The sequence below is a fragment of the Streptomyces sp. ActVer genome, from assembly GCF_027270795.1.
In the GTDB taxonomy this organism is placed as follows: domain Bacteria; phylum Actinomycetota; class Actinomycetes; order Streptomycetales; family Streptomycetaceae; genus Streptomyces; species Streptomyces umbrinus_A.
On sequence record NZ_JAPWHT010000045.1, the window covers coordinates 12,721 to 37,736 of the forward strand.

The window sequence follows — 25,016 nt, forward strand, 5'->3', positions numbered from 1 at the left end:
CTTCCCTATTGAATCTTCGTGTTGCAGCGGTACGTGTTGCGAGCGAAGAGGGACGTGTGAGCAAGTTCTGGCAAGTGCACTGGGTGACGAGACGGCACGCCGCAGAGGTGAGCGATCACCCAGTGTTGAAGGAGTGGGCCGACCTCGACGTACGGGAGGAGGCCGCCCGGATCGACCCGGGGGACGTGTTCTTCACGGACCCGAACTATCAGGTGGACCCGCGGCTGACGCTGTACACGACGCGTTCGGCGTTCGCGCATCTGGCCAGGGAGACGCGGCGGAACTACGCCGGGGACTGCTGTCTGTTCTTCAACTTCCTGTGGCAGCGGGACAAGAACTGGTGCGATGCCGAGGTCGAGGACCTGCTCGATTTCGAGGACTGGCGGCGGTGGTCGCCTCGGAATCCTCGGCGGATCAGCGGCTCGAAGTGGGACCGCGAGCTGTCCGCGCTGGCCCGGCTCTACAAGTGGGCGGCGGCGAAGAGGTACGTCACGGCCAACCCGGTAGCGATGCGGGAGGTGTTGGGCCGCCACGGCGAGATGGTCAGCGTTCCGGCCCAGCGGGCGAAGGACGCGAGGTCGAGCAACGTGAAGTGGCTGACTCCGCGGGCCTACCGGTTGTGGAGGGACGTGGGTCTGCGCGGCTACACCGCGGACGGGCGTCGGGATCCGTCGTTTCGGGGCCGGAACGACGACCGCAATGCCGCCTACTCCGACCTGCTGTTTTCCTCGGGGATGCGCTTGTCGGAAGGCGGTTCGCTGCTGACCTTCGAAGTGCCGGCTCTGGAAGAGAGCGTGAAGCGCTTCTTCGACGGGCGGCTGGCGAAGGCGGCCACGAAGAGCCGGCGCGAGCGGACGTTCTACGTCGCGGTCGAGGATCTGCGGTCGGTCGCCGCCTACGAGCGGACGACGCGGCGGGCGGTGATCCGCCGGGCTCAGGCCAGAGGCGTCTACGAAGTGATGGACGACGTCTGGGTCCTGGAGAAGCGGTCCGGTCGGCAGCAGTCGATCCTGCACTTCTGGGACGAGAACGGGCAGTCGGTCCAGCGGCCTCTGTCGTCGCTGGACGTCGAGGACCGTCAGCGCCTGTTCGTTGAGGGGGATGGCGGTCTGGAGCCGTTGTGGCTGTGGTTGTCGCAGGACGGGCGCCCGTTTCAGCCGCATTCGTGGGAGGCGGTTTACCGGGCGGCGTCCGAGCGCTGCCGCAAGGTGCTGGAGGGCAAGGTTGCCCAGCTCCCCTACTTCACACCCCATATGGCCAGGCATTCGTTCGCGTTGAAGATGCTGGTCACGCTGATGCACGCGCTGGACAAACGGTTCGGACTCACGCCGGAGGAGCGGCGGGACTTCCGCCTGCTCTATGGGGATGCCTGGCGGATGGTCAAGGACCTCCTCGATCACGCGAGCGAGGAGACCACCCGCAAGATCTACCTCGCTCCCGTTTCGGATCTGCAAATTAGGTCGCTACTGCTGGACGAGGCCGACCCGGGCACCAACGAGCTGCTGGGCCGGATCGCGAAGATGTCGGAGCGCGTCCTGGACAGCGAGGCACTGGTATGAGTACGCGAGGACGACGCGCTGTTTTGCCCGGAGATGAGGGGCACCGGCGCAAGCCGCCGCTGGAGCCGGGTGAGCTGCTGGTCTGGCACGCGGCCGGGGACGGGGCGAACACGGCCAGTTACGACTTCGGCCAGCTGGCGGTCGGTCCGCGGCTGCAGCGCGAACTGGCGGAGGCGTTCGCCCTTCAGTGCGGGCCCACGGGCACTTGGAAGACGCTGCCTTCCAGCCGGGAGATCTGGCTGATCTTGCTCTACTTCAGCCGTTTCCTGGCCGAGCAGGCGCACGTTCCGCAATCTCTGGGCGAGTTGACCGCGGACATCTGGGCGGGCTGGCGGCTGAGCCGCACGCCGAACTCCACGGGCAGCCGGCAGGTCCGCAAGGTCGCCCGGCTGCTGAAGCAGCATCCGTTGGTGCCCGAGGAGACCCGGAAGCTGATGAGCAAGCGGATGCCGAAGGAGAAGGCGCCGAAGGAGACCGCCTACAGCGACGCCGAGTTCGACCGCATCAAGCTGCTTGCCACTCAGCGGTTCCGACCAGCTCTGCATCGCATCCGTGCCAACCGGCAGCACCTCCTTGACTGGCAGGCGGGCCAGTTCGAAAGAGGTACAGACGGCTGGCTCGTCGGTGAGGCACTGGACCAATTGATCCGCACCGGCGAGACGCCGTTCTTCATCCGCCCGGATGGCCGCCACCGTCCCGACCCCCGTTACACCGAAGCCCTGGGCGGCAACCGGGCCGAGGACACGTGGATGCGGCTGTTTATGACCACCGATGAGGGTTGCGCACTGATGATCCTGATCATCGCGGCCTACGGGTGGAACGCGACACCGGTCGTCGAGATGAAGGTGCCCGATGCGAGCCCCGACGCGGGCAACGAGGGGCAGATCATCTACCGGGTCGAGTTGGAGAAGCGGCGCCGCCGTCCGGCGGACCGCTATGAGACGAGGAACCTGGCCGACTGGGGAGCAACCTCTCCCGGACGGCTGATCACGCACGCGATCGAGTCCACCGCCCCGGCACGGGAGATGCTGAAGAACGTGGGGGCACCCACCGACCGGCTGATCGTCTGGCGGCTCGCTCAGCGGCGGGCCGCCTACGGCGAGGGGACAGCCGGCCTGTTCGACGGCCACTTCCACGCCAACGTCTGGCGCAACTGGCGCCAGGAGCTGGGCGGCGAGGTCTCGTTGAACCTGCGGCGCCTGCGCAAGACCGTGGTGATCGCGCATCAGCGGCAGCCTACGCAGCACAGTCAGGACACCCACGACGGTGCTTATGTCCTGGTGGACCCGCGCACGCACGCGGCGGCCCAACTGGTGATCACCGACGGGGTCGAGGAGGCGATCGAGGCGGCCAGGTCGTCGTTCAAGGCCCAGATCAGCCGGGCGGACACGAACGTGGACAAGGACACCCCGACCACCAGCTGCAGCGACTACACCCACAGCCCGTTCGGGGAACAGGGGGTGCCTTGCCGGGCGTCGTTCCTGCTCTGCACGGCCTGCCCGAACGCCGTGATCACCCCGCGTCACCTGCCACGGCTGGCCTATCTGCTGCACGTGCTGGAGGAGTTGAGGGCGGTGCTTTCGCCGGAGGTGTGGGACCAGGAGTGGCGCGAGCCCTTCGCGCGGCTGCGGGACCTGCGCAAGGCCCCCGACTTCACCGACACGGAATGGAACGACGCCCTGGAGAAGGCAAGTGCCCACGAACGAAGGGTCATTGACCAGCTACTGATGAAGGGATTCGACGCATGACCCTGGCCTTGAACCCTCGCTTCGCGGCCCCGGCGGCCGACGCCTTCGTGTTCGATCTCGACCGGGCGGTCGAGGGCCGTCGCGACTTCGTGCCCCGCTACGGCGACGACGGCTGGTCGTTGCTTGCGTTGACCCAGAACCCCTCGCAGACGGATGACATCATCCGCTGGCGATGGTTCCCCGAGGTCTTCAGGGAGCCGTTCCGTTACGCGTCCTGGACGTTGATCAACTACCTACTGCCCGACAGGGACGTTGCCCTGCGCGGCGCCGCCATGCGCTCCAAGCTCAGCGTCGGCCGGATCACGAGGACAGTCAGCGACTGGGCGATGTTCGCCCAGTGGCTCGACGAGCGCGGGATCAAGCAGCTCTCACTGGTGACGGCCGGGGACCTGTCGGACTACAGCCACCATCTCGACAAGGTGCGAGGGCTGGCCCGCAACACGGCCACCAGTCACCTGATCGCGCTCTCCCGGCTGCACTACTACGGGCAGTTGTATCTGCCCGACACCGACCAGCTCGTCACGCCGCCCTGGGTCACGGAAGGCATGGACGACTACCTGCCGGCGGCCTCGCCGCTGGGCGAGAACGTCACCGAGCCGATCGCCCCGGCGACGATGGGGCCGTTGCTGGTCTGGGCCCTGCGGTTCGTCGAGGAGTACGCCGACGACATCCTGGCCGCCTTCGAGGAACACCGACGGCTGGTCGAGATCGCGGAAGGTCTGAAGGGCCCGTTCAAGAAGGGATCGGGCCTGCGGCTGGTCACCTACCTCGAACAGCTGGAGGCCGAGGGCAGGCCCGTCCCGGCGTTGATCAGAGACACGAAGATCTCGACGCCGGGGGTGTTCCTGGCCGGGCTGACGGGGACTCCGGCCGTGAGGGTCCACCAGGTCATGAACTATCCGCGCTGGAAGGCATACAAGGTCCAAAATCCCGGCCGGTGTCTGCTGGATACCCCCATCACCGCGAAGCTCGGCGGGGAGCCCTGGCACGGTCCGTTCGACTTCCACGACGTCCCCGGGGTCCTGAAACACCTGGTCACCGCCTGTTTCATCGTCCTGGGCTACCTCACGGGGATGCGAACCGGGGAGATCCTGGCGCTGGAGAACGGGTGCTGCCCAGATCCGCAGGGGCCGCCGGAGGCGGCCCGGCGGCACCTCATCTATGCCCGGCAGTTCAAGGTCGCCCGCGACGACGACGGAAATCATCAATCCGCCGGAGTCGTACGCGAAGCTCCCTGGGTGGCAGTCCCGCAGGTCGTCACGGCAGTACGGGTGCTGGAACAGCTCGGCGGGCACGGACTGCTGTTCGCAATCGAGGTCCACGAACCGCTCCAGCCCGAGCGCCGCAGCGGCAGGTCGCTGGCGATCGCCACGATGAGCAACCGCATCGAGTCGTTCATCGAGTGGGTCAACACCCATGCTCATAACCGGGGCCGACAGGCTGAGGCAATCCCGGCCGACCCTCACGGACGGGTCGGCACGGGCCGCTTCCGCCGCACTCTGGCCTGGCACATCGCCCGCAGGCCGGGCGGACTGGTGGCACTGGCGGTTCAGTACGGGCACATGCGCACGCTGATCAGCGAGGGCTACGGATCGCGCTCGCGCGGCGGCATCCACGACCTTCTCGACTTCGAAACCGCCCGCAACGTCGCCGAGCAACTCAGCGAGGTCCACGAGGCCATCCAGGACGGCGAGGGCGTCTCGGGCCCCGCCGCGAGGCGTCTGATCAACGCCGCCGCCCAGGCACACCACCGCTTCGGCGGTCTCATCACCTCCGTTCGTCAGGCCAAAGACCTGCTGGCGGACCCGACCCTGAACGTCTTCGAGAACAAGGAGGCATTTCTGTTCTGCAACTACGACCGGGCCAAAGCGCTCTGCCATCCCGGCCGCAACGCGAAGAGCGAGGCCCCCAGCCTGGACCGCTGCAAGGTCAACTGCGCGAACATCGCCCGCACCGACGCCCACGCACTCCAACTTCGGGAAGCGGCCGACGACTTGGGCCGTCAAGCCGTCTCTGGCCTGGTTCCCGAACCGCTGGCCGACCGGCTGCGGGAACGGGCCCAGGTCCTGAACGAACTCGCCGACCAGCACGACCACGACAGCGTCCTGACGGCAGCGGGGGCGGACTTGTGAGCCACGACAACGAGAGGAAGAACATCAGGGCCGCGATGGACCGCCTGCTGGCCGGCACACCGCTGCGGTCCGACGGAGCGCTGACCGTCCTCGCGCTGGCCGCCGAGGCGGACGTGAAACGGCACGTCCTCACGCACCGGCATACCGACCTCAAGGACGAGTTCTACGCGAAGGTCCGAGCTCAGGGACGGGTCCCCGACAGCGAACGCAAGCTGCGGGCCGAACTGAAGAAGACCAAGGAACGGCTGGCCAACCTGATCGAGGAGAACAAGCGACAGCAGGCCGAGGTCGAGACATTCGCCCGCGTGGTGAACGTCCTCACCGTTGAGAACCACCAGCTCCGCAGCCAGTCGGGACATAAACGAGCCCCGGTTGTGGCCTTGCGCCCGGCCCCCGAGTCCGGCTCGTAGTCGCACCGCCTCGTCTCGTCCTGACCGCTCCGCGGTCAGGACGAGACCACAGGACCAACCTTCTCCGCTGTTACACGGAGTCACCTCACCAACCAAGACCAGGAGTCAGATGAGAGATCGCTACAACATAGCCAGAGTTGACAGGGAATTGGGTTGTCCTTTCCACGGAAACGCCCAGTGGCGCCACATCCGCGACAACTCTCCGGGGGAATGGGAGGACGTGGTGGAGTTCGACGCGGCCATCCGCAAGGGAAACGCCCGCGCGAACGCCACCGGCAACCGTCTGCTTGGCGAGGCGTTTCTCCACCGCTCCCGCGTGCCTCTTAGCGAGGCCCCCATCGATCACGTCACCGCCGCCGAATGGGCAGCGATGCAGGAAGAACTTACCGACAGCGGACTTGACCTGGAGGAGCTGGAGCAAGGAGTCGCCGACGGCTGCTCCCCGTGGGCCTGCCGCGGTGAAGTCGAGCCAGCACAGGACGACTTCGGGCTGGCCTCTTGACCATCCTGGACCTGTTTGCAGGACCGGGCGGATGGAGCCACTCGCTTAACGTCCTCGGTGCACGGGACGTGGGCCTCGAATGGGATGAGTGGGCCTGCAAGACCCGTGCGGCGGCAGGGCAGCTGACCATTCGCACCGACGTGGCGCTGTATCCCGTCTGGCCCTTCCTCGGCAAGACCGCCGGGCTCATCGCGAGCCCGCCCTGCCAGGCATGGTCCATGGCCGGCAAGCGCCTCGGCCTGGTGGACCAGCCGCTCGTGCACCAGGCAGTGGCGGACCTCGCCGCCGGACGCGACACCCGCGAGAAGCTGCTGACCGCCTGCCGGGACGAACGCTCGCTGCTGGCCGCCGAGCCCATGCGCTACCTCCACGCCCTCAACACCGTCGGCGAGCCCGACTGGGTCGCCATGGAAGAAGTGCCGGACGTCCTGCCGCTGTGGAAGCAGTACGCCTCCGTGCTGCGCGGATGGGGGTTCTCGGTCTGGTACGGGATCCTCAACGCCGCCAACTTCGGCGTACCGCAAACCAGGCGGCGGGCAATCCTGCTCGCCTCCCGCGTCCGCACCGCCCAGCCCCCACCACCCACGCATGCCCAGACCGCCGAGCCGGAGAGCCTGTTCGGGCCAGGCCGTGACCGATGGGTGTCGATGGCCGAGGCCCTCGGCTGGGGCGCCACCGACCGCCCCGTCCCCACCGTCTGCGCCGGCGGCGGACCCGGCGGCGGGCCCGAACCGTTCCCTTCAGGCTCCCGCAAGACGCTCTCCGACGCCCGGGATCGCGGCACCTGGATGCCGCGACCGGAGGCTGTGGTCCTGCAGTCCCGCCGCGAAGGAGCCGGATGGGCCGCCCGGCACGGCACCCGCGAGAACCGGACCGCCACCGCCCCGGCGCCGACGTTCACCGCCGAGGCGCACCGCTGGTCCTGGTCCCTGCGCAGCAACAACCAGGCCAACGCCACCATCCGTCCGCTGTCCGAGCCGGCAGGCACGCTGTTCTTCGGCCACCGGGCGAACGAGTGCACCTGGGTCGCCGCACCGGCCCTCGCACCGACGGACGACACGGACACGGCGGCAGTGCCGGAGCCGATCCGGATCACCGCCCGCGAGGCCGGCCTCCTGCAGACCTTCCCCGCCGACTACCCCTGGGCCGGCAACAAAGGCCAGCAGTTCTCCCAGATCGGCAACGCCGTACCGCCGTTGCTCGCCGGCCACCTCCTCGCCCCGCACCTCGGCGTCACCCTCGACCCCGACGACTTCACCCTCACCGCCTGATGCCCCGCACCCCCCAACCTGACGAGGACGGCGACCTCGACGACCTGCCCGACACGCATCTGCCGCCGCCCGTGCACTACGTCGAGCAGGCCCTCCTCGGCGCCCTCCTCCTCGATCCCCACCGTCTCGCCGACGTGACCGGCATCGCCGGCAACTCGTTCTCCACCGCCGCACACTCCGCCCTGTACGCAGCGATCAGCACCCTGCCCCCGCCCGACCCGGCCGAGCACGCCAAGAACACCAAATGGCTCGACCAGGTGCTCGCCACGGGGCGCGAGCAGGCGCGCGGACTGACCGCCTCCTACCTGCACACCCTCATCCAGGTCTGCCCCTGGCCCCGCCACGCACCGGCCTACGCACGGATGGTCGAGGCCGAACACGCCCGCCGCCGCCTGCAGACGGCCGCCGAACGCCTCGTCCAGACCGTCCACGATGCCTCCCTTCCCCACCCCGTCCAGACGGTGCTCGCCGAGGCCGACGCGCTCGCCGCGGTCGTGGACGCCATCGCGAGCCGCTTCCCACCGCGCGCCGGCGTCCTGCCCCGCACCCCGGCGCCGCCGCCTGCCATCACGCCCGACTACATCGAGGCAGTCGAGGAGGAGCGGCTGCTGCTCGCGACCGCCACCGCCCACCCATCCGATATCGAGTCCGTCCGGTGGCTGCTCCCCGACGACCTCACCCTGCCGCTGCACGCCGGCCTGTGGCAGTGCCTGACCTCTCTTACCCGGCGCCGCGATCCCGTCGACCCCGTCACCGTCCTGTGGGAGGCCCAACAGCGCGGTCTGCTGGACGACGGAAGTGAACCGGGCGAGGTGCTCCGCCTGCTGGCCGAACCAGCCGGTTCCGTGGAGCACTGGGGCGAGCGCGCCCTGCAGCGCTCCCTCCTGGCAACCGCCGATCACAGCGGCCGACGCATCGAGGCGTACGCCGGCGACCCGGCGAACACCCCGTTCCAACTCGTCGCCGGCGCCCGCCGATCCCTCGCCGACATCGGCGCCATCCGCACCCGCTGGCAGCACGCCACCGGAACGGTCCCGCCGCAGCGACCGAGGCCGGCGCCCACCACTCGCGCAGGCCCTCCGGCCACCACGGCCGCCCACATCGCCCGCGCCGCGCGAGCAACCCGATAGCACCCCGGATACGCCGGTGGCCGGACCCGAAGACCCGGCCACCGGCAGAAGAGACGACCCCAACGTGACTCACCCCATCGACGCCCATGTCCGCCTCGACACCCACCCCACCCATCCCAGCGCCGTGACCGCCGTCCTGACCGGCACCGAGGCCCACATTGCCCACCTGGGCCTGGAGGCAGCCGACTGGACCATCGTCGCCGACAACGTCCTGGTCCTGACCCGCATCGACCGCGAGGAGCCCTACTGGGCCCAGGACGCAGCCAAGCACCTCACGGCAGAAGGCATCACCGTCGAGATCACCCCTCGGCTCCAGGAGGCCATGGACGAGGAATGGACCTGGGCCAACTACCCGATGCCCTGGTGCACCCGCAGCGAAATCCGAGAGGTCTCCAACGAGGCCCAGAAGATCCACGACGACATCCGCCACGGCCAGCTCCTCATCCACGCGCACGCCCACGACGGCCACACCACCCTCGCCGTCGGCACCTACCTCGGCCGCAACGGCAAATCCGTCTACCTCCTCGGCGAGGATCACCTGCGGCAAGTCGCCGATACCTTCGACTCACCCGCCCAAGCCATGCTCGCCTTCGAGAAGGTTCACGGCGCCGAAATGCGCCCCGGCCCGGCCCCCCTGACCGACACCGAACGCGCCGCCGCCGAAACCCGCACCCCACTCGCCCTCACCGCGGCCAAGCCCGAACCGGCCCGCCCGGAGCCGCAGACCGTTCCGGCCTACCTGGCCGACTCCGGCGACCACGACGCCCTCCTCGACACCTTCCTCGACGCACACGACGAATGGGAGAAGTGGCGCACCTGGACAGACGCAACCACCCACGCGATCCACGAATCGCAGACCCTGCGCATCGAGCGGGTCCCCGAAGCCCGCCCCCGCGAGACCGCCTGGACCGTGGCCGCGTACGAGACGCCCGTCTCCGACCGCATGTGGCACCTGACCGCCACGGGCACGGCCCCCGCCCCCATCCTCCAGGCTCTGCTGAACCACCTCGCCGACGGTGACGGATGGGACACCGCCCTGGGGAGCCCCGTTGACGAGAAGACCGTCACCGCCGCCACGAAACCCCTCGCTGACGCCGGATGGAAACACACCGTGGACGGACGCTGGCTCCGCTGGACGAACGCCTCCCAGGACGCCGGTGTCCAGTTCGACGCCTTCGCCGCCCAGCACCCGAACAGCAGCCTCGCCACCTGGACCATCTGGGCCGGCCCCACCATCGACCAGCCCACTTGGACGATCCACGCCTCCCCCTACGCGCCCGCCCCCATGATCGCCGACCTCGCCGAGGAACTCGCACACGGCACCGGCACTCGGCGGTTCAGCCCCAGCGTCCAGCGGCAGCCTCCGCGTCTCAGCGCTACCGCACCGGCCATCGCGACGACCGTCGCCAGACCGTCGGCGAGCCGAAGCCGCTGAGCAGCACACTCACGCACGCGAACAGGAGTGTGGCCCTGCAGACGGGGGATGCCGCAGGGCCACACTCGCACCGTACCGCGTCTGTCCGATCCACGGGGGCTTCCTCTCGCTGAATGCCGATAAGGTCCCCCGCCCTCGCCAACCCAGCGCGGGGCGCTCGTGGACTCACTCTGCAGAGCGCTTTCGCCACTCAAGGGCGGGCTGGAGAGGGTTCAGACAGATGCCTGCGCGATCTGGGCCAAGCGGCGGGCGCCGAGGACTAGAACCCCTTGCAGTACGACCTCGTCGTCTGCTGGCACGCCCGATGCACGGAGTTCGCTCTGAACATATGCTTTCGCCGCATTTCGATATTCGATGCACGCCTGTCGGGTAACGCCAGTCACAACGCTCGTTGCCCGTCCGCGACCTATTGTTGCGAATTGCCGTGCAAGCCAGCGATACGCCGCAAACTGAAGACTAGGATCTGCGGCGTCCGCCATCACGCGATCGTCTCGCAAGTAAGGGCTGTCAGGATCTGAGATCATCTTCCAGGCCAGCTGTTCGGAGCCTGTCAGGGCCTCTGAAGAGATGCCCCCTTCGGCGAGCGCCGCCGCATCCCCTCTCAGCTCAGCAATCGGGCACATGGTCGCAAGGGACACCAATCCCTTGACGCCGTTGGCACCCACCTTAGTGTAGTTGACATTGCGGTCACCCTTAATTCCGGCCCCTAGCCAGAAATCAGGGTTGGCGAGATAGGGAACAACACGTGCGTTCATTCGTTCGATCCAGCGGTCAAGGACAGCGAATCGATCCGATGAACATTCCCACTCGCCAGCAAAGTCAGACCGGGCGATATCAAACCTGACCGCCGAAAGGAGGATGCCGCGCTGAAAGATCACAGCAAATGCATTATCGCCAGATTTCACATTCTCGGCGATACTACGAGCGAGGTCACTCGGATCATTCCCCGTGCGGGTCTGAAATGCCTGTTTTCCATACCTATCGAAACCAAGCCAGAGCTCCAGGGGGCCGCCAATCAGCCCTGCCGCCTGATAGCCCTCCCTCAGCTGCTTGTAGGGCTGCAGCTGCAGGAGGGGGCGCACGATCGCCTGCCCAACGCCGCTCGCGAAGGCATCCGCAACCGCAGAGACTTCCTCGGCAGAAAATATGAAAGGCAATGCGTCGTCTTCATACTTACTCACCCTATTACGCAGGGCGAGCTCCGACCAGCGCGAATCATCTGTAGGGCCGATGAGCGCACTCACTTTGGTGATATATTCGCGCAGCCCCTCATAGTCCGACTCGTCGCAACGATTCGGGTAGATCTGTCGGATGGTTTCATGCAATCCGAGGACACTCGTAAGATGAAGACCCCGATCGAATTTCGCCTGATCCGAGTGCCAATCGACGAGCGCCAGCGGGATTCGATCAATCGAATCCTGGCCATTGCGACCATCTCCGACTTCCGACGTCAAGAGACGGCGCATGCTTACGGACACAATGTCCTGATCGTCGAGCAGATACGTGCGCGTCTTTGAGACCGCCACGGCATGCTTGTTCAGGGCGACAAAAATGCTCCTGCAGGCATGAAGTAGCCTATCCTGATCTCGAGCAGGAACGAATCCAGCTCTCGGGTCAAGAACCAAGAGAAGCACAGGAATCTTCGTGGTATCCGGCTTGAGCAGATTGGTCTGCGGTGAGTCCAGGATCCTTTTCAGGGCCAGGAAGCGGTGTTGGCCATCGAGAATCACGGCACGAGCACGCTTAGTGCTCCACCGGATGAACCCGATATCCGTTCCGGGCAAGTTGTCGATTTGAACGGGGCCGATCGACGTACGCTCAAGATCGCCATCCGGGGTTTCGGCCGGGGCGGCTGAGTCTTCAATGTAACTTTCAGCGACCGTGTCAGCTTTGTCGGGATCGACTGGCAGAAGAACAACGGTAAAGGCGTTGAAAAACTTGAGTGAGCCGGGTTGCCTCAAGTAAGTAGCGATCGGGCCGGCGGCACGGTCCTCGTCAACCGTTCGCTGAAACAGTTCCTCGAGGTTCACTGGCTCGTCGTCACTAAATGCTAGCTCCCGAGCCAGGCGCAGGTACTGATCTGCTTCCCTGATGGTCATCGAGATGGAGAAATAGGGGACCTTCTCATCACCGATGGCATATTCGCCCCGGACGTAGGAGTATTGGTCAGTATAGGCTGGGCGACGACGGCTCAGTGACGAAAGGCTCATGGGTCAGTCCATCTTCATATTCAGCAAAGGGTGGGCGGCGCGAATGGTCAGCGACTCAGCAAAACGCACGAGCTGATCAACTTGTCTCAACTCAGGGGCTGCCGCGGCGTCAAGTTCGGAGTCCGAGAAGAGAGCGTCATCGTCTTCAGCGTCCAAATCGTTACCCCCGTCATCGTCCTCGTCTGCGCCGTCATCCTCTCCTGCGCTGAGGATATTCCTTGCGGTCGGTTCGGCCGCGCCGACCGCCCGCAAGGCACGAGCACGTTCTTCTTCAGCTGCCACAAGCTCCGCGATATTGTCGGGTGATGCAACAGGGAGCATGAGTACCGCACAGTCGTTTACCGTCAGCCCCAGGCGTTCAAGCTCGCCACTGAGATGGGAGTCCGATTTCATGTGCGCCTTCAGGCGCGCCGACAAGTTGACGGCCTTACCTACGTACAGCGGCCTCTGAAACAGCGTGGCACACAGAAAAGCCCATTCAAGATGCAGGTTGCGAGCCTTTATCATCTCTTCCACCCGGACAGCTGAAGCACGCGTCAGCTCAGGCGGGACATCCTGAATCAGGACATTTCTATACCGCCCCACCATTCCAACTTCGAGCGGCTCACCGCGGGGCGCACTGATTCTTGTCTGGACGACAGAAAATACGTCTTCCGGTTCCCGCTCGAGTGCTGTCTTTCCGATATCAGTGAAGTCAAGCGTCCAGATATAGATGCCAGGCACTCTTGGTATCAGCTCGGAACGTTCCCGTCCCATCGCCAAGTACTCGCGAACGTTCAGCACGCGCGTTTCAAACGCAGTGAACACCCATCCCCCCATGGTGCACGGACGCGCGGATCCGCTCGCTCTGCCGGAAGTCGAGCCCATACCTTAGCAGTGGGCCTCTTCAACCTGCGTGGGAACTTGCCGACTTGGCGGATGAGGGTCGGAAAAGGGATGACACGCCAAAGACTCCATCCTAGACATCGGCTCCGGGATCCGCATGGGCTGGCCTTTGACGTTCGCCTTGCCCAGATCGGCGCTTCGGTACCTGCCTCCCTACGGCCCGACTAGCGCCCACAACCTGCCTCATCGCGCAGAGCGACATCCAGTTGAGCAGTGGTCCTGCCACTGGTTCCGCCGCCCTCTGACTGACCGCTCGCGGCCTGGGGCACAGGCGGCCTCGCGTGCGCTAACTACCCGGATAGAGCAGTGGCCCGGCTGGGCAGACCGAGCCGGGCCACTTACCTGTATCTCGCCTCAGAGGTGGCAGACGGAGCAGCCGGCCTCGTCGTCGTCGGAGTCAAGTGCGTCGGACAAGACTTCCAGGAGGGGCCTGTTCGGCTTGACGCGCTTGGCCGCGCGGTCCAGGGCCGCCTGGTGCTTGGCCTCGATCTCATCCTTGCGCTCTATGAGCTCCGGGAGCGACTCGCCCTGTGACCAGGTGTAGTTGCGGCCCTTCATGGCTGTGTGGCGGAACCGGACCTTGTCCTCGTACTCGACGGCCTTGTCGTACAGGTCGGGGTGGCGCTCCTTGAGGCCGACCCACTCGTGCTTGCGCTGGAAGAAGCAGAAGTAGCAGCCCGAACGCGTGCGCCACTCGTAGTAGCCGGGGAGCCCAATGCCGGCTTCGTCGAGGATGCGCATCACGCCGTCCTTGTCGATGCCATCCTCGCGGAAGGGGAAGACGGCATCGATGTTCGGCTTGGTGCTGACGTAGCCGAGGCGGTTCTCGTCGGCCCGGATCGCGACGTAGGAGATGACCTTGTCGTCGCCGACCCACTCCTCCAGCGGCTTGATCTTGAGGTTCTTGGTGCACCAGCGCATCTGGGGGCTGGGCAGGGTGCCCTGGTAGACCTCCATCCAGTGATCGAAGTCCCGGTCGGCGTTGAGTCGCTCGATGGGCTTGCCGAGGGCCGCTTCCAGCCGGTTGAGGTACTCGTACGTCTCTGGCAGTTCAGCACCGGTGTCGCAGAAGAAGTACTCCATCTCCGGCACGCGATCGCGCATGTAGATGGCAAGCGCCGACGAGTCCTTGCCGCCTGAGATCCCCAGGACGTGGCGAACCTTCTCCTGGGTGACTAGATCCGTCATGCCCCCTCCTTCGTTTCAGTTGCTGTGACAGCCGGCCCATCGGCAACGCGTTGTGCAAGAGCGGCGAGCAGGATCCGTGCACCGTCGGGTCCGAGGGCCTGCTCAGCCTGCTGCAGTACGTCGGCCGCGAGCTGGTCGGCCTGGCCGCGGGACTGTTCCGGCACGTAGATCAGCGTCCGTCGTTCCGCTCCTGTCTTGTCCGTCAAGGTCAACAGCCGCGTCTCCAGATTTACTTCCTGCTCGCGGGGCTCGCTGCTGTCCTGGTAGAGGTGGGCGACGCGGTCGAGGGATGCGGACATCTCCCGTGCAAGGCGAGGGAAGATGCCTGCGTCCCGGTCATCCCAGTCTCCGAGTGCCTTGTTGGTGAGGCGGACGACGATCGGGTCGAGCCAGTCCTCGTCAGCGAGGCTCTCGCTGAGCGCGAAGTCGACGAAGCCCCGCAGCTCCGGGTTCAGTGACACCGTGGCGAAGCCGCTCAGCCGCGCCGCGAGTGTCGACCGCAGCTCGGGAAGAGTCGCGGGCAGACGGAACTCTTCGGCGAGAACCGCGACGACTTCTTCTCGCAGCGTGCGGTCGATTCCGGTGATCTCGTCTGCCGCTGCGGTCAGTCGGTCGGCATACTCCGTGGCGGCTGCCGCGTTCGCGCGGGTGCCGGCTTCGATGGGGGCGAGGCCCAGCGCCTTGGGCAGAGCCCTGAAGAGCAGGTCGTCCGGATCCTGGGAGTCTGCCAGGGCGTTTCGCACGGCGAGTGCATCCGGAGAGATGCGCTTGGTCTTGCGGGCGTAGCTGTTCAAGACCATGACGCGTTCGAGCAGCGCCCTGGCTACGGACAGCAGATCAGGGTTGCGCAGTGCCTGTGAGCGTGGTGGTTCGACCTTCAAAGACACCAGGAGCTTCTTGATCACGCTGGCGCGCTGCCCCTGTCCGACCGGCGTGTATTTCACGTCGAAGCGGGCTGGGGCGGCGAGGATGCGGTCGACGACGTCCGGCGTCAGCCGGGGCAGGTAGGAGCCTTCTTCGAAGAGGGCGACATCGTGTCGGCGGATCACCAGGGCGGTGACGACCAGCAGCGGCCAGACACCGGCCTTCACCCCGTAGGGCGGGCTCATCAGGACCCGGATGATCTGGTCGAGGCTGGTACGCCGGGTTGCTGCGTCCAGCGCCTTCTGCAGCGCCTCCCAGACGGGCTGGGCGTGCTCGTGGCCCTCGCCTGGAGCGGAGAAGCCGTACGGCAGCAGGCTGTTGGGTGATTTCTCGGCCTGGATGGTGCTGTTGGCCCGGTGCAGGCCGAGGTAGGCCAGCGCGCCGCTGTAGATGGCTCGCTCCGGACCGTACCTTCCGGCCGTCGCGTCGAAGCCCAGGTATTGCTCGCCGGAGCGGGTGAGCATCGCGTCCAGCACATCACTTCGGGCACGGGCGGCGTTGCTGGTGAGCGAGTGCCGTCCGAGCATCTCGTTGCGGATGTGCGGGGTCTGCGGGAAGACATTTTCGCAGGCGAGGGAGACGAGGCCGCTGAGGCTGCGAGCCGGCAGGCTCGCGCTGTCGGGAGACGCCTCGGGGGCCAAGCCGGCGTTCCACAGGTCCCAGGTGGCGTCCTGGGTCGGCGGGTAGAAGGCCGTCTGAATGACCTCCCGCAGCTCGGCCTCCGCCTGGACGGCTCGGTCGGTGACCTCGCGCCGGGCGACGTGATCGAGTTCCTTGTCTTCGAGCAGCTCTTTCAGAGCGATGAGGTGCGTGGCGGAGTTGAGTACCACGTCGGGGTGCGTGGTTGTTCCGAGAATCACCGGCAGCGTCGAGTTGACGGTGGGCAGCTGGTCCCGGGCACCGAGGTGGAAGACGAGGAGGCCGTCGGCCGGGTCCTTCAGCTCGTCCGGCGCCTGGATCTCGCGGGTCTCTGGGCCGCTGACGGCGGTGAGGAACACCCGCATCATCCCGGTGACCTGGCTGTGGCGACCGGCGACCACGGCGCTGGGGAGGTGTGCGCCCAGGCGCTGGACGATGGAGGCATCGTCGAGGTGACTGATGATCTCCTTCAGGCGGGCGTCGATGTCGAAGTCTGTGCCCTGCCAGACACGGTACTCACCGCTGAATTCCCGGTGGACGAGGAAGCCGCGGCGGACGAGGTCGGCGAGCTGCTCCTCAAGGCCGGCGAAGGCGCCTGCGTCCGTCAGGTCGGTGGGGTCGTGGAGGGCGAGGTGGATCATCTCGCTGGTGGCGCTGAGCGCGCCGTCGGCGTCGATGAGGTTCAGAACGCCGATGGTCTTCAGCAGCGCCTGGTCGGCGTCGGGCAGTCCGTTGGCTTCCTTGATACGCGCGTCGACTTCGATCCAGCGGCCGGCGTTTGAGGCCGCGAGCAGAGAGGTCCGGCCGGAGTTGAGGAAGTAGTCGTACAGCTGTGGCAGCTGCACCGTGCTGGCACGTTCGGCATCCGGCCGGGAGTGTGCGGCCAGCGAGTCGCGGACGGTGTTGGGCTCTCCGCTGTTGAGGAAGCCCGACAGGCTGCGGTCGTGCTGGCCGATTTGCGCTGCCAGGATAGGCGCAGCGATCGCCGTCAGAGGGTGCAGCGGGTACAGGTTGGCAAAGTCGTCGCTGGCAAGCTCGGTAAGGACGTTCAGGCCGTGGTTCTTCCACGCGAGGGCCGATGCCTGGGCCGAGGCGCGGATGAGGTCCTGGCCCGCTGCGTCGACAGCGGAGTGGTCCAGACGCCGGCGCAGGAGCTCCAGGGAGTCGCCGTGGTGCGGGACGAAGGTGACGTCTTCGAAGCGGCCCTGGATCTTTGCCCATTCGCGGATCTTGAGCTCACTGGAACGCGACGCGTAGTCCATGAACGACAGGTGCTGCAGGGTGACTAGGAAGACGGGCAGGCCGTTGGGCCCGGCGCTGTGCTCGGCGAGCTCCTGCAGGAGGAAGAGATCGTTCTCGGCGCCGGAGAATTCGTTGTGTCCGGCAAGGTGCTCCAGGGTCTTGCCGAACTCGTCGATGATCAGCAAGAGCGGCTGCTGATTGTCGGTCAGGGCCTTGATGGCGGCCATGACCTGCTTCGTCTTCGGCCCGGTCGTCGTCGGGTCTTCGCAGGCCGCGAGTGCTGCGACGACGTTCTTCGGGATGCGCTTGCCCCAGCGGCGCCTTGCCGCGGTGTCCAGCGCACGGGTCACGGTGGCCACCAGAGGTTCCCGCCGCGCGGTGGCCACGGCCCCGAGGAACCCGGTTCCCGTCCGCTCAGCCCGAGCTGTGGCGAGGCGCTCGGCGAGGGCTGGGCTGGTGTCCGCAAGGATCCGGTGAGCCTCGTCGCGGCGGCCCTCGTCACGGCCGAGAAGCGCGTCGATCAGGTTAGCCAGCGTGGACTTCCCGGAGCCGTAGGGTCCCGTGAAGGACCAGGCTCGGGGACGCCGCAGGTCGCTGACAGCGTTGGCGATGCGCTCCAGTACGTCAACTGCCTTCGCGCCGACATACGGTCCGTGCAGTTCGTCCTCGACGTCGCGTTCGAGGTTGGTCGACCGCATCTGAGAGCCGACCAGTTCGATTCCGGCCGGGAACTGAGGGGTTGCCTCGTCCTGCGGGGTGCGGGAGGTCCGCGTGGGAGCTGCGGTGGTCACGCGTTCTCCTTAGTCGTGAACTGCTGCTGGTGGTCCTGGGACTTGCGCTCAGCCTTCTCGGCCTTCTCGGCCTTCTCGGCCTCCTCTGCTTCGGCCAACTGCGGGTACTGCGCGCTCCATTCGTCCCGGGTGGGAAAGCCGGGGCGCCGGGTGACGTGGTCGTACTGCTCGTCGAGGATCTCCCAGGCGAGCGCCATCGGATCGCTGGAGAAGGACATGGTCCGCTGGCCGACGGCATCCACCCGGTTGAGTTCCGGGCGGCCCACGGCGACCTTGTCCAGGGCGGCGACGATCTCAGGCTCCCGGACCCGGAAGGCCCGGCCGGGCGCTCCGGGCTCGTTGGCAAGCCGCGCCAGAGAGATGGAGCCGGGCCCCTGGGTGTCGCGGGCGGCGTAGTCGAGGCAGGCGTAGACCAGAACGTGGGCCGGGAGAGAGGTGCGCGTGCCAGTGGTGAACTGCCACTCCTGCTTTCCCCGCGTGCCCACGGAGGTCAGCAAGTCCAGCTCACGGAAAGGGCAGGCCAAGAGGTCTTCATAGGTGGCGCGGGAACCGCTTTGTTCGACCGGCGTGCGCGCATACATCTTGGTCAGGCACTCGACATCCCGGGTGATGGACGCCTCAACCGGTCCATCGCTGAAGGAGAAGTTGACGTGCCGCGTCACGACCTGCGTCATATCCGCGATGGTGAAGCGAGAGAACGGGGCAAGGTGAAACGCCGTATACCAAGCGGGAGCCCAGCATTTGGCGCCCGGCCGCGACGACACGAGCCACCAGTGCAACAGCCACAGGCTGCCAGGTTCCTCAAGGTAGGGATCGGCGCCATCCTTCTCGTCGAGCAGCCACCGCGCTTCCCAAGTCGGGGACGCGTACTGGGCCTTCGTCTTACCCGCCGGGTCGGCGTGCTCGCGGGTGAGCTTGAACGCCTTTGACCAGTACCGCATGGCATGGACCATGTTCTTACCCACGCCGAGCAGGACCGGAGCATCTTCGGCAAGGAAAGCAGCCGGATTGTCCTTGACCTGCATGTATGCCTTATGCAGCCAGCCGAAGCGGGGGGCGAAGGTCTCATGGCGCGCGAAGCTGGAATGTGCGGCTTCCGCGAGCCTGCTGTCTGCCATACGAAGGGCCTCTCAATGCAAGAAGAGATAAAGGGAAATGCTGGAGTCAGTGAGCAGCCGCGCCGGCTGTCGCTGCCATGGCGGCGCGCACCTGGTGGACCGCACGCACCACCGCCTCGGCGGCTGCGGCGGTCTCGTCTGCGGTTGTGGCGTAGCCGAGGGAGAAGCGCACAGTGCACTCTGCTTCCTCCCTGCTCAGCCCCATGGCGAGCAGGACGTGGCTGGGAGTTGGGGCTCCCGAGGCGCAGGCGCTTCCGTCGGATGCGGCTATGTGCGGCATGGCGGCCATGACTGCGTCGGCGGGGGCACCCGCGAAGGTGATGCTCGCCACGCCGGGCAGGCGGGGGGCTTGTTGGCCGTTGATGCGGCATCCGTCCACAGCCGTGGTCACCATGTGTTCGAGCTGATCGCGCAGTTGGGTCACGCGGGCGACGTCGTCGGCGAGGTCACGGCTGACGGCTGCAGCGGCAGCTCCGGCGCCGGCGATGCCGGGCACGTTGAGGGTGCCGGCCCTCCACCCCTTTTCCTGCCCGCCACCGGTGATCAGCGGCCTGAACGGCAGTGGTGTGCCGCGGCGTACGAATAGTGCGCCAACGCCTTGAGGGCCGCCGAACTTGTGGGCCGACAGGGATAGGAGGTCGACGTCCACTTCGGAGAGGTCCAGGGGCAGCCGGCCGATCATCTGTGTGGCGTCCGTGTGGACCAGTGCGCCTGCGGCATGCGCAGCCTTGACGACCGGCGTGAGGTCGGTGAGAACTCCGGTTTCATTATTGGCCGCCATCAGGGAGACGAGACCGACGTCGCCCCGGCCGAGCTCTTGCTCCAGGGCCACGGTTTCCACCAGGCCGTCCGCCCGCATCGGCAAGACGGTCAGCGCTCCCGGCTCTTTGTGGGCCAGATCCCGGGCTGTCTCCAGCACCGCGGGGTGCTCTGCACCACTCGTCACGATCCGGGCCTCGCGGCGGTGAGCCGCGCGCAGCGCGAGATTGTTCGCTTCGGTTGCCCCCGACGTGAAGATGATCTCCCCGGGCGAGCAGTTCAGCAGGTCAGCAAGGTGCCGACGAGCGACCTCCACCCGATGGGCGGCGTCCCGGCCGGGGTGATGCACACTCGACGCGTTACCGACGGCCTGCAGGGCGTCCACAACGGCCGCCAACGCCTCGGGCCGAATTGGCGCCGTCGCATTGTAGTCGAGATACGCCGAAACCGGCCCATCAGACTCATCCCTCATGCCCCACCTCGTCTCGCTCAGCACCGCAGACAATCTACTCCTGGTGGAACCCGGACGTGCGCACCGGGGGCACCACCAGGAGTGAGTCGCGATCGTAGCGATCGAGATCGATCAGTCCGCGAAACCGACACTCAACCGGGAACGCAAACTGCAACTCGAACTAATGTTCCCTATTGCTTGGACGCCTGCAACCCATATCGGGAAAGGGCATCGGCGCGGAGGCCGCATGGGATCCTCGGTGGAGCCTGCCGCACCCTCATCAACACCTCTGAGCTGCGAATATCAATCGCTGAGACCCGAGTGTCAGTGCGTGGGTTTATGGTGATCAGGCACTGTAACCCTGGGGCGACTCAGAGTTGCGGGCAGCTCTGCATACACAGAACTGAGGCGGGGGCTCCGCAAGTTGACGGTCATTCAGACATTGGGGGAAATCTCCCCTGTTCCGCAGGGGTGGTGAATCGATGACAGCGTGGTCGCCCGGCCTGTCCTTCCAAGCCGTGCTGGACAGCGCTCCCATGCCGTACATCCGCGAGCGGCTCGGCAAGCACATGTGCGCTCTGCTCGACCTCATCGACGGCGGAAGCGCCGGCGATGCGCGGCTCCGGGCAGTCGCTGCCGTGGCGGTGGACGCTGAGAAGCTCGTGTCCAATCAGACGGACCGCGAGGAGCTGCTGCGGCTCCTGCCCGCCGACAAGCAGACGGAGCTTGCCCAACGCCTTGGGGCGGACGGCGCGGGCACCGATGCCCTGGTCTACCTGAACGGTCTGAAGTGGGCGAGTGAGCAGCAGCGGGAACTGCTGGAGTTCTTCGGCTTCAGTGTCGACAGGGCGCCTGCGCTGCCCCCGCTCTTTCGGCAGGACGCCGAACCCGAGTACGGGCTGTTCCCCCACCAACGGCGCGCAGCCGCACGCGTGAAGGAGCTGCTGTACGACGGACCGCGGCGAGTGGTCCTTCACCTGCCGACAGGCGTGGGCAAGACCCGCACCGGAATGAACCTGATCGCCGACCATCTGCGGCAGCACGAGCCCACGCTCGTGGTCTGGCTGGCGCGTGGGCAGGAACTGCTGGAGCAGGCGGCTGCGGAGTTCGAGCGCGCGTGGTCCAAGCTCGGCGACCGTCCGATTACGGTCGTCCGGATGTGGGGTGACGCGCCCACCGATGTGCAGGCGCTGACAGACGGCCTTGTCATCCTGGGGCTGGAGAAGGCCGTCTCCGCGGACAAGAGCGATCCGGAGCTTCTCCGCAAACTCGCATCGCGCAGCACCCTCACAGTCTTCGACGAAGCTCATCAGATCATCGCGCCGACCTACCAGCGAGTGGTGGACGCCCTCACCGTCCGCCCCGATGCCAGCTTGCTGGGTCTGACGGCCACCCCCGGCCGGACCTGGGCGGACGTCACACAAGATGAGCGGCTGTCGGACTTCTTCGCCCGCCAGAAGGTCATGCTGCAGATCGACGGATACAGCAACCCTGTAACCGCCCTCATCGAACAGGGCTACCTGGCCAAGCCCATCATGAAGACCGTCGCTTCCGAAGCCGGCCTGCATCTGTCCGCGCGTGATCAGCAGCTGCTCGCGAAGTCCTTCGACATCCCGTCGGACATCATCGCGTCGCTGGCCAGCGACGAGCAGTGGAACCTCAAGGTCGTCCAGACCGTGCTGGAGCTACTGGAACGCCAGCACCGCAGGATCCTGGTATTCGCGGCCTCCGTTGACCATTGCCGCCTGATCGCCGCCGTCCTGTCGGCGCTCGGCCTCGATGCCGACTTCGTCACCGGCGAGACCTCTCCCCGGCACCGCAACGATGCCATCAGACGCTTCAAGGGCGCCGGCCGACGCCCCATGATTCTGTGCAACTTCGGGGTCCTGACCACAGGCTTCGATGCCCCGGCGGCCAGTGCTGCCATCATCGCCCGACCGACCAAGTCGCTGGTCCTGTACAGCCAGATGGTCGGCCGGGTCATCCGCGGCCCCAAGGCCGGAGGAACCGCAACCTGCGAGATCGTCACCGTCGTCGACCCGGAGCTGCCCGGGTTCGGGGACGTGGCCGAGGCATTCACCAACTGGGAAGACGTATGGGAGACCGCGTGACCGGCGAGGGAAGCAAATACCGGATCGTCAGCCCTTCGCTGACCGTCAAGGCCATGCGCGACAGCGGCTACAAGAACACCGCCTACGCGCTCGCCGAGCTGATCGACAACAGCATCGACGCGGAAGCCACACTGGTTCAGGTCTTCGCCTGTGAGAGCCCGGTGCAGGGCGCCACCCAGACGAGGCACCGGGTGGACGCCATAGCCGTCCTCGACAACGGCAAGGGCATGGACGCCGAACTCCTGCGGCGCGCCCTGAAGTACGGCGACGGCCTCGGGGGCGACCGCAACCGCATCGGGCGCTTCGGCATGGGGCTGCCCAACTCCAGCATGTCCCAGTGCACCAAGGTCGAGGTCTGGTCCTGGACCAACGGGTCCCCGAACGCCATGTACACCTACCTCGATCTTGAGGAGATCAACGGCGGACTCGACGACGTCCCCAATCCCGTACACCGCCCCGTGCCGGAGTACTGGAGCGACCTCAGCGAGGCACCGCTGGGCACCACCGGCACCCTCGTGGTCTGGTCAGACCTTGACCGGGTCAAATGGCACGGCGCCGGCGCCACCCTGCGGAACACTGCCGAGCTGATCGGCCGCGTGTACCGGCACTACCTCCACGACGGCAGGGTGGAGATCAAGATGGCGCCGGTCCGCGAAGGAAAGGTCCTCGAAGGAGACAACGGGGCGTACTTCGCCGAGCCCAATGACCCCCTGTACCTCATGGACTCAACGGGGACGCCGCCCCCGTTCGGGAACAAGCCCATGTTCGAGCCCTTCGACATGGGCAACGAGAAGGAACCCGGGGTCGCCTACTTCCCGATCACGGTCGACGGGACGAAGCACAACGTGAAGGTGCGGGCATCCATCGCCCGGCCCGAGGCCCGCCGCGCCGACGTCGAAGGTCACCCGTGGCCCGACAACGCGAACCCCAACCGCGACGCCGGTTTCCACCCGTGGGGTCAGCACGCTCGACGGAACATCGGGATTTCCCTGGTCCGGCAGGGGCGCGAACTCGACCTCGATTCCAAGTGGGCTATCGGCTACGACCCCGTCGAGCGCTGGTGGGGCATCGAGGTGGAATTCCCCCCGGAGCTCGACGACATCTTCGGCGTCACGAACAACAAGCAGACCGCCACTGTCTTCTCGTCTCTCGCCCACTTCGACTGGACGGCCGAGGCCGAGGGAGACGAGACGCCCAAGGCGTTCAAGGACCGCATCGCCGAATTCGGCGACCCGCGCCTGCCCCTGATCGATCTCGCGCTCTACCTGGAGAAGAACCTCCTGCCCAAAATGCGGCGGAAGCTGAAGCAGCACACGCTGGGCAACCGGGGAGGAAAGAAGCGCCACGACGACGTCGTCACGTCCAAGGCCACGGACGCGGTGAAGCGCCGGCAGGAGGACGGTCACACGGGAACGACCGACCGCCTGGCAGAGGAGGCCACCGACAACGACAAGCGCCAGGAGCAGTTCACGGCGCTCACCGAGCGGCACCACCTCGACGAGGACACCGCCCAGTCCATGGTCGACGAAGCACTGGAGAAAGACTGGCGTGTCCGCTGGATCTCCAGCCCGCAGGACTCCACGGCGTTCTTCAACATCGACCTCATGGCCGGCATGCTCCAGGTGATCTTCAACACCGAACACCCGCTGCACAGCGAGCTGATGACCGTCCTTGAAGACGTGCCCGAAGACGCGAGCGAGACCGAACTCCGCCAACGCCTCGCTCGCGCCTCCGACACTTTCAAGCTGCTCGTCTTCTCCTGGGCCCGCATGGAGGACGAGATCCCCAACAAGCGGGACCGCGCCAGGATCTCGGACGCCCGGCGTGACTGGGGCCGCTACGCCCGCGACTTCATCGAAGACGGGAGCGATGACGAGTGACGCAGCCGGACCACGTCTGGCAGCAGATAGCCGACCTGATGAAGGGCGCCACCACGCGAGTGATCCTCGTGGCGCCCTTCATCAAAAGGACCGTCTTCGAGGAGACCCTCGCCTCGGTGCCGACCTCGGTGGAGACGATCGAATGCGTCACGCGCTGGACTCCGGCGGAAGTAGCCGCCGGAGTCTCCGACCCCGAGATCATCGAGGCGGCGGAGCGGGACGAACGCGTACAGATCACGCTCTGCCCGTCGCTGCATGCCAAGATCTACGTCGCCGACGACCGATGCCTGGTCGGATCCGCGAACCTGACCGGCAAGGCCACCGGCCGAGTCCCCAACGCCAACGTGGAGCTCTTGCTGGATGCACCCCTCACGCATCCCGAAGTGCAGCGCGTCCTCAGCTTGATCGAGTCCCGCTCGACAGCGGCCACACCCTTGGTGGCCGCCCTTGTCCGGAAGCAGGCAGAACTTCTGAAGGAGGAACGCATCCCACCTCCGGCCGAGGACGAACCCGCCCCCCTTTGGTACCCGGAAACGAGACGCCCGGAGAACGTGTTCGCGCTCTACAGCGGCCGAACACGATTCACCTCCCCTGTTGAGGCCGGCATCATCCAGGACCTTGCCATGCTCGA

General features: G+C 66.4%; 17 protein-coding genes. 11 read left to right on the forward strand and 6 right to left on the reverse strand.

From position 1 onward, the window contains the following. Positions 1-107 precede the first annotated feature (107 nt). From O3Q52_RS10420 to O3Q52_RS10455, 8 genes are all read left to right on the forward strand, one after another. Positions 108-1,559, forward strand: a complete 1,452-nt coding sequence (locus O3Q52_RS10420; protein WP_269648533.1) for a site-specific integrase — start codon at positions 108-110, stop codon at positions 1,557-1,559. Between the two features lie 23 nt (positions 1,560-1,582). Continuing rightward, positions 1,583-3,307 carry a hypothetical protein gene (locus O3Q52_RS10425; protein WP_269648535.1) on the forward strand — a complete coding sequence of 575 codons (1,725 nt, stop codon included), beginning with the start codon at positions 1,583-1,585 and terminating at the stop codon, positions 3,305-3,307. Further along, entirely contained in the window at positions 3,304-5,439 is a 2,136-nt protein-coding gene (locus tag O3Q52_RS10430) for an integrase (protein WP_269648537.1), read from the forward strand. Before O3Q52_RS10425 ends, O3Q52_RS10430 begins: the two co-directional genes overlap by 4 nt. After that, positions 5,436-5,849, forward strand: a complete 414-nt coding sequence (locus O3Q52_RS10435; protein WP_269648538.1) for a hypothetical protein — start codon at positions 5,436-5,438, stop codon at positions 5,847-5,849. Before O3Q52_RS10430 ends, O3Q52_RS10435 begins: the two co-directional genes overlap by 4 nt. Positions 5,850-5,958: 109 nt before the next feature. Next, a complete protein-coding gene (locus O3Q52_RS10440; protein ID WP_269648539.1) occupies positions 5,959-6,351 on the forward strand; it encodes a hypothetical protein in 393 nt (130 codons plus the stop codon). Next, complete coding sequence (locus O3Q52_RS10445) at positions 6,348-7,622, forward strand: DNA cytosine methyltransferase (protein WP_269648540.1); 1,275 nt, start codon at positions 6,348-6,350, stop codon at positions 7,620-7,622. Before O3Q52_RS10440 ends, O3Q52_RS10445 begins: the two co-directional genes overlap by 4 nt. Next, positions 7,622-8,752 (forward strand): DnaB-like helicase N-terminal domain-containing protein, encoded by a 1,131-nt coding sequence (locus O3Q52_RS10450; RefSeq protein WP_269648541.1) that lies wholly within the window; start codon positions 7,622-7,624, stop codon positions 8,750-8,752. The genes O3Q52_RS10445 and O3Q52_RS10450 overlap by 1 nt, the downstream gene beginning before the upstream one ends. Positions 8,753-8,816: 64 nt before the next feature. Beyond that, entirely contained in the window at positions 8,817-10,187 is a 1,371-nt protein-coding gene (locus O3Q52_RS10455) for a DUF317 domain-containing protein (protein WP_269648542.1), read from the forward strand. Between the two features lie 212 nt (positions 10,188-10,399). On the opposite strand, the gene O3Q52_RS10460 is transcribed toward O3Q52_RS10455, so the two are convergent. From O3Q52_RS10460 to O3Q52_RS10485, 6 genes are all read right to left on the reverse strand, one after another. Then, the gene (locus tag O3Q52_RS10460) at positions 10,400-12,397 is read right to left on the reverse strand and encodes a DNA sulfur modification protein DndB (protein ID WP_119580289.1); all 1,998 of its coding nucleotides are present in this window, start codon (positions 12,395-12,397) and stop codon (positions 10,400-10,402) included. A gap of 3 nt (positions 12,398-12,400) precedes the next feature. Next, positions 12,401-13,204 (reverse strand): GIY-YIG nuclease family protein, encoded by an 804-nt coding sequence (locus tag O3Q52_RS10465; RefSeq protein WP_269648543.1) that lies wholly within the window; start codon positions 13,202-13,204, stop codon positions 12,401-12,403. A 432-nt stretch (positions 13,205-13,636) separates the two neighbouring features. Beyond that, positions 13,637-14,470 carry a phosphoadenosine phosphosulfate reductase family protein gene (locus tag O3Q52_RS10470; protein ID WP_119580287.1) on the reverse strand — a complete coding sequence of 278 codons (834 nt, stop codon included), beginning with the start codon at positions 14,468-14,470 and terminating at the stop codon, positions 13,637-13,639. Further along, on the reverse strand, positions 14,467-18,066 hold the full coding sequence (locus O3Q52_RS10475) for an ATP-binding protein (protein ID WP_269648544.1): 3,600 nt from the start codon (positions 18,064-18,066) through the stop codon (positions 14,467-14,469). Before O3Q52_RS10475 ends, O3Q52_RS10470 begins: the two co-directional genes overlap by 4 nt. Further along, a complete protein-coding gene (locus O3Q52_RS10480; RefSeq protein WP_054243597.1) occupies positions 18,063-19,184 on the reverse strand; it encodes a DUF4007 family protein in 1,122 nt (373 codons plus the stop codon). Before O3Q52_RS10480 ends, O3Q52_RS10475 begins: the two co-directional genes overlap by 4 nt. Before the next feature lie 46 nt (positions 19,185-19,230). Further along, positions 19,231-20,439 (reverse strand): cysteine desulfurase family protein, encoded by a 1,209-nt coding sequence (locus O3Q52_RS10485; RefSeq protein WP_208117097.1) that lies wholly within the window; start codon positions 20,437-20,439, stop codon positions 19,231-19,233. A 491-nt stretch (positions 20,440-20,930) separates the two neighbouring features. Here O3Q52_RS10485 and O3Q52_RS10490 point away from each other — a divergent pair, with 491 nt between their 5' ends. The 3 genes from O3Q52_RS10490 to O3Q52_RS10500 all read left to right on the forward strand — a co-directional run. Further along, positions 20,931-22,505 carry a DEAD/DEAH box helicase gene (locus O3Q52_RS10490; RefSeq protein ID WP_269648546.1) on the forward strand — a complete coding sequence of 525 codons (1,575 nt, stop codon included), beginning with the start codon at positions 20,931-20,933 and terminating at the stop codon, positions 22,503-22,505. Beyond that, a complete protein-coding gene (locus tag O3Q52_RS10495; RefSeq protein ID WP_269648547.1) occupies positions 22,502-24,385 on the forward strand; it encodes an ATP-binding protein in 1,884 nt (627 codons plus the stop codon). The genes O3Q52_RS10490 and O3Q52_RS10495 overlap by 4 nt, the downstream gene beginning before the upstream one ends. Continuing rightward, positions 24,382-25,016: phospholipase D family protein (locus O3Q52_RS10500; protein WP_269648548.1), on the forward strand; the 635-nt coding region annotated here is incomplete at its 3' end. The genes O3Q52_RS10495 and O3Q52_RS10500, both read left to right, overlap by 4 nt.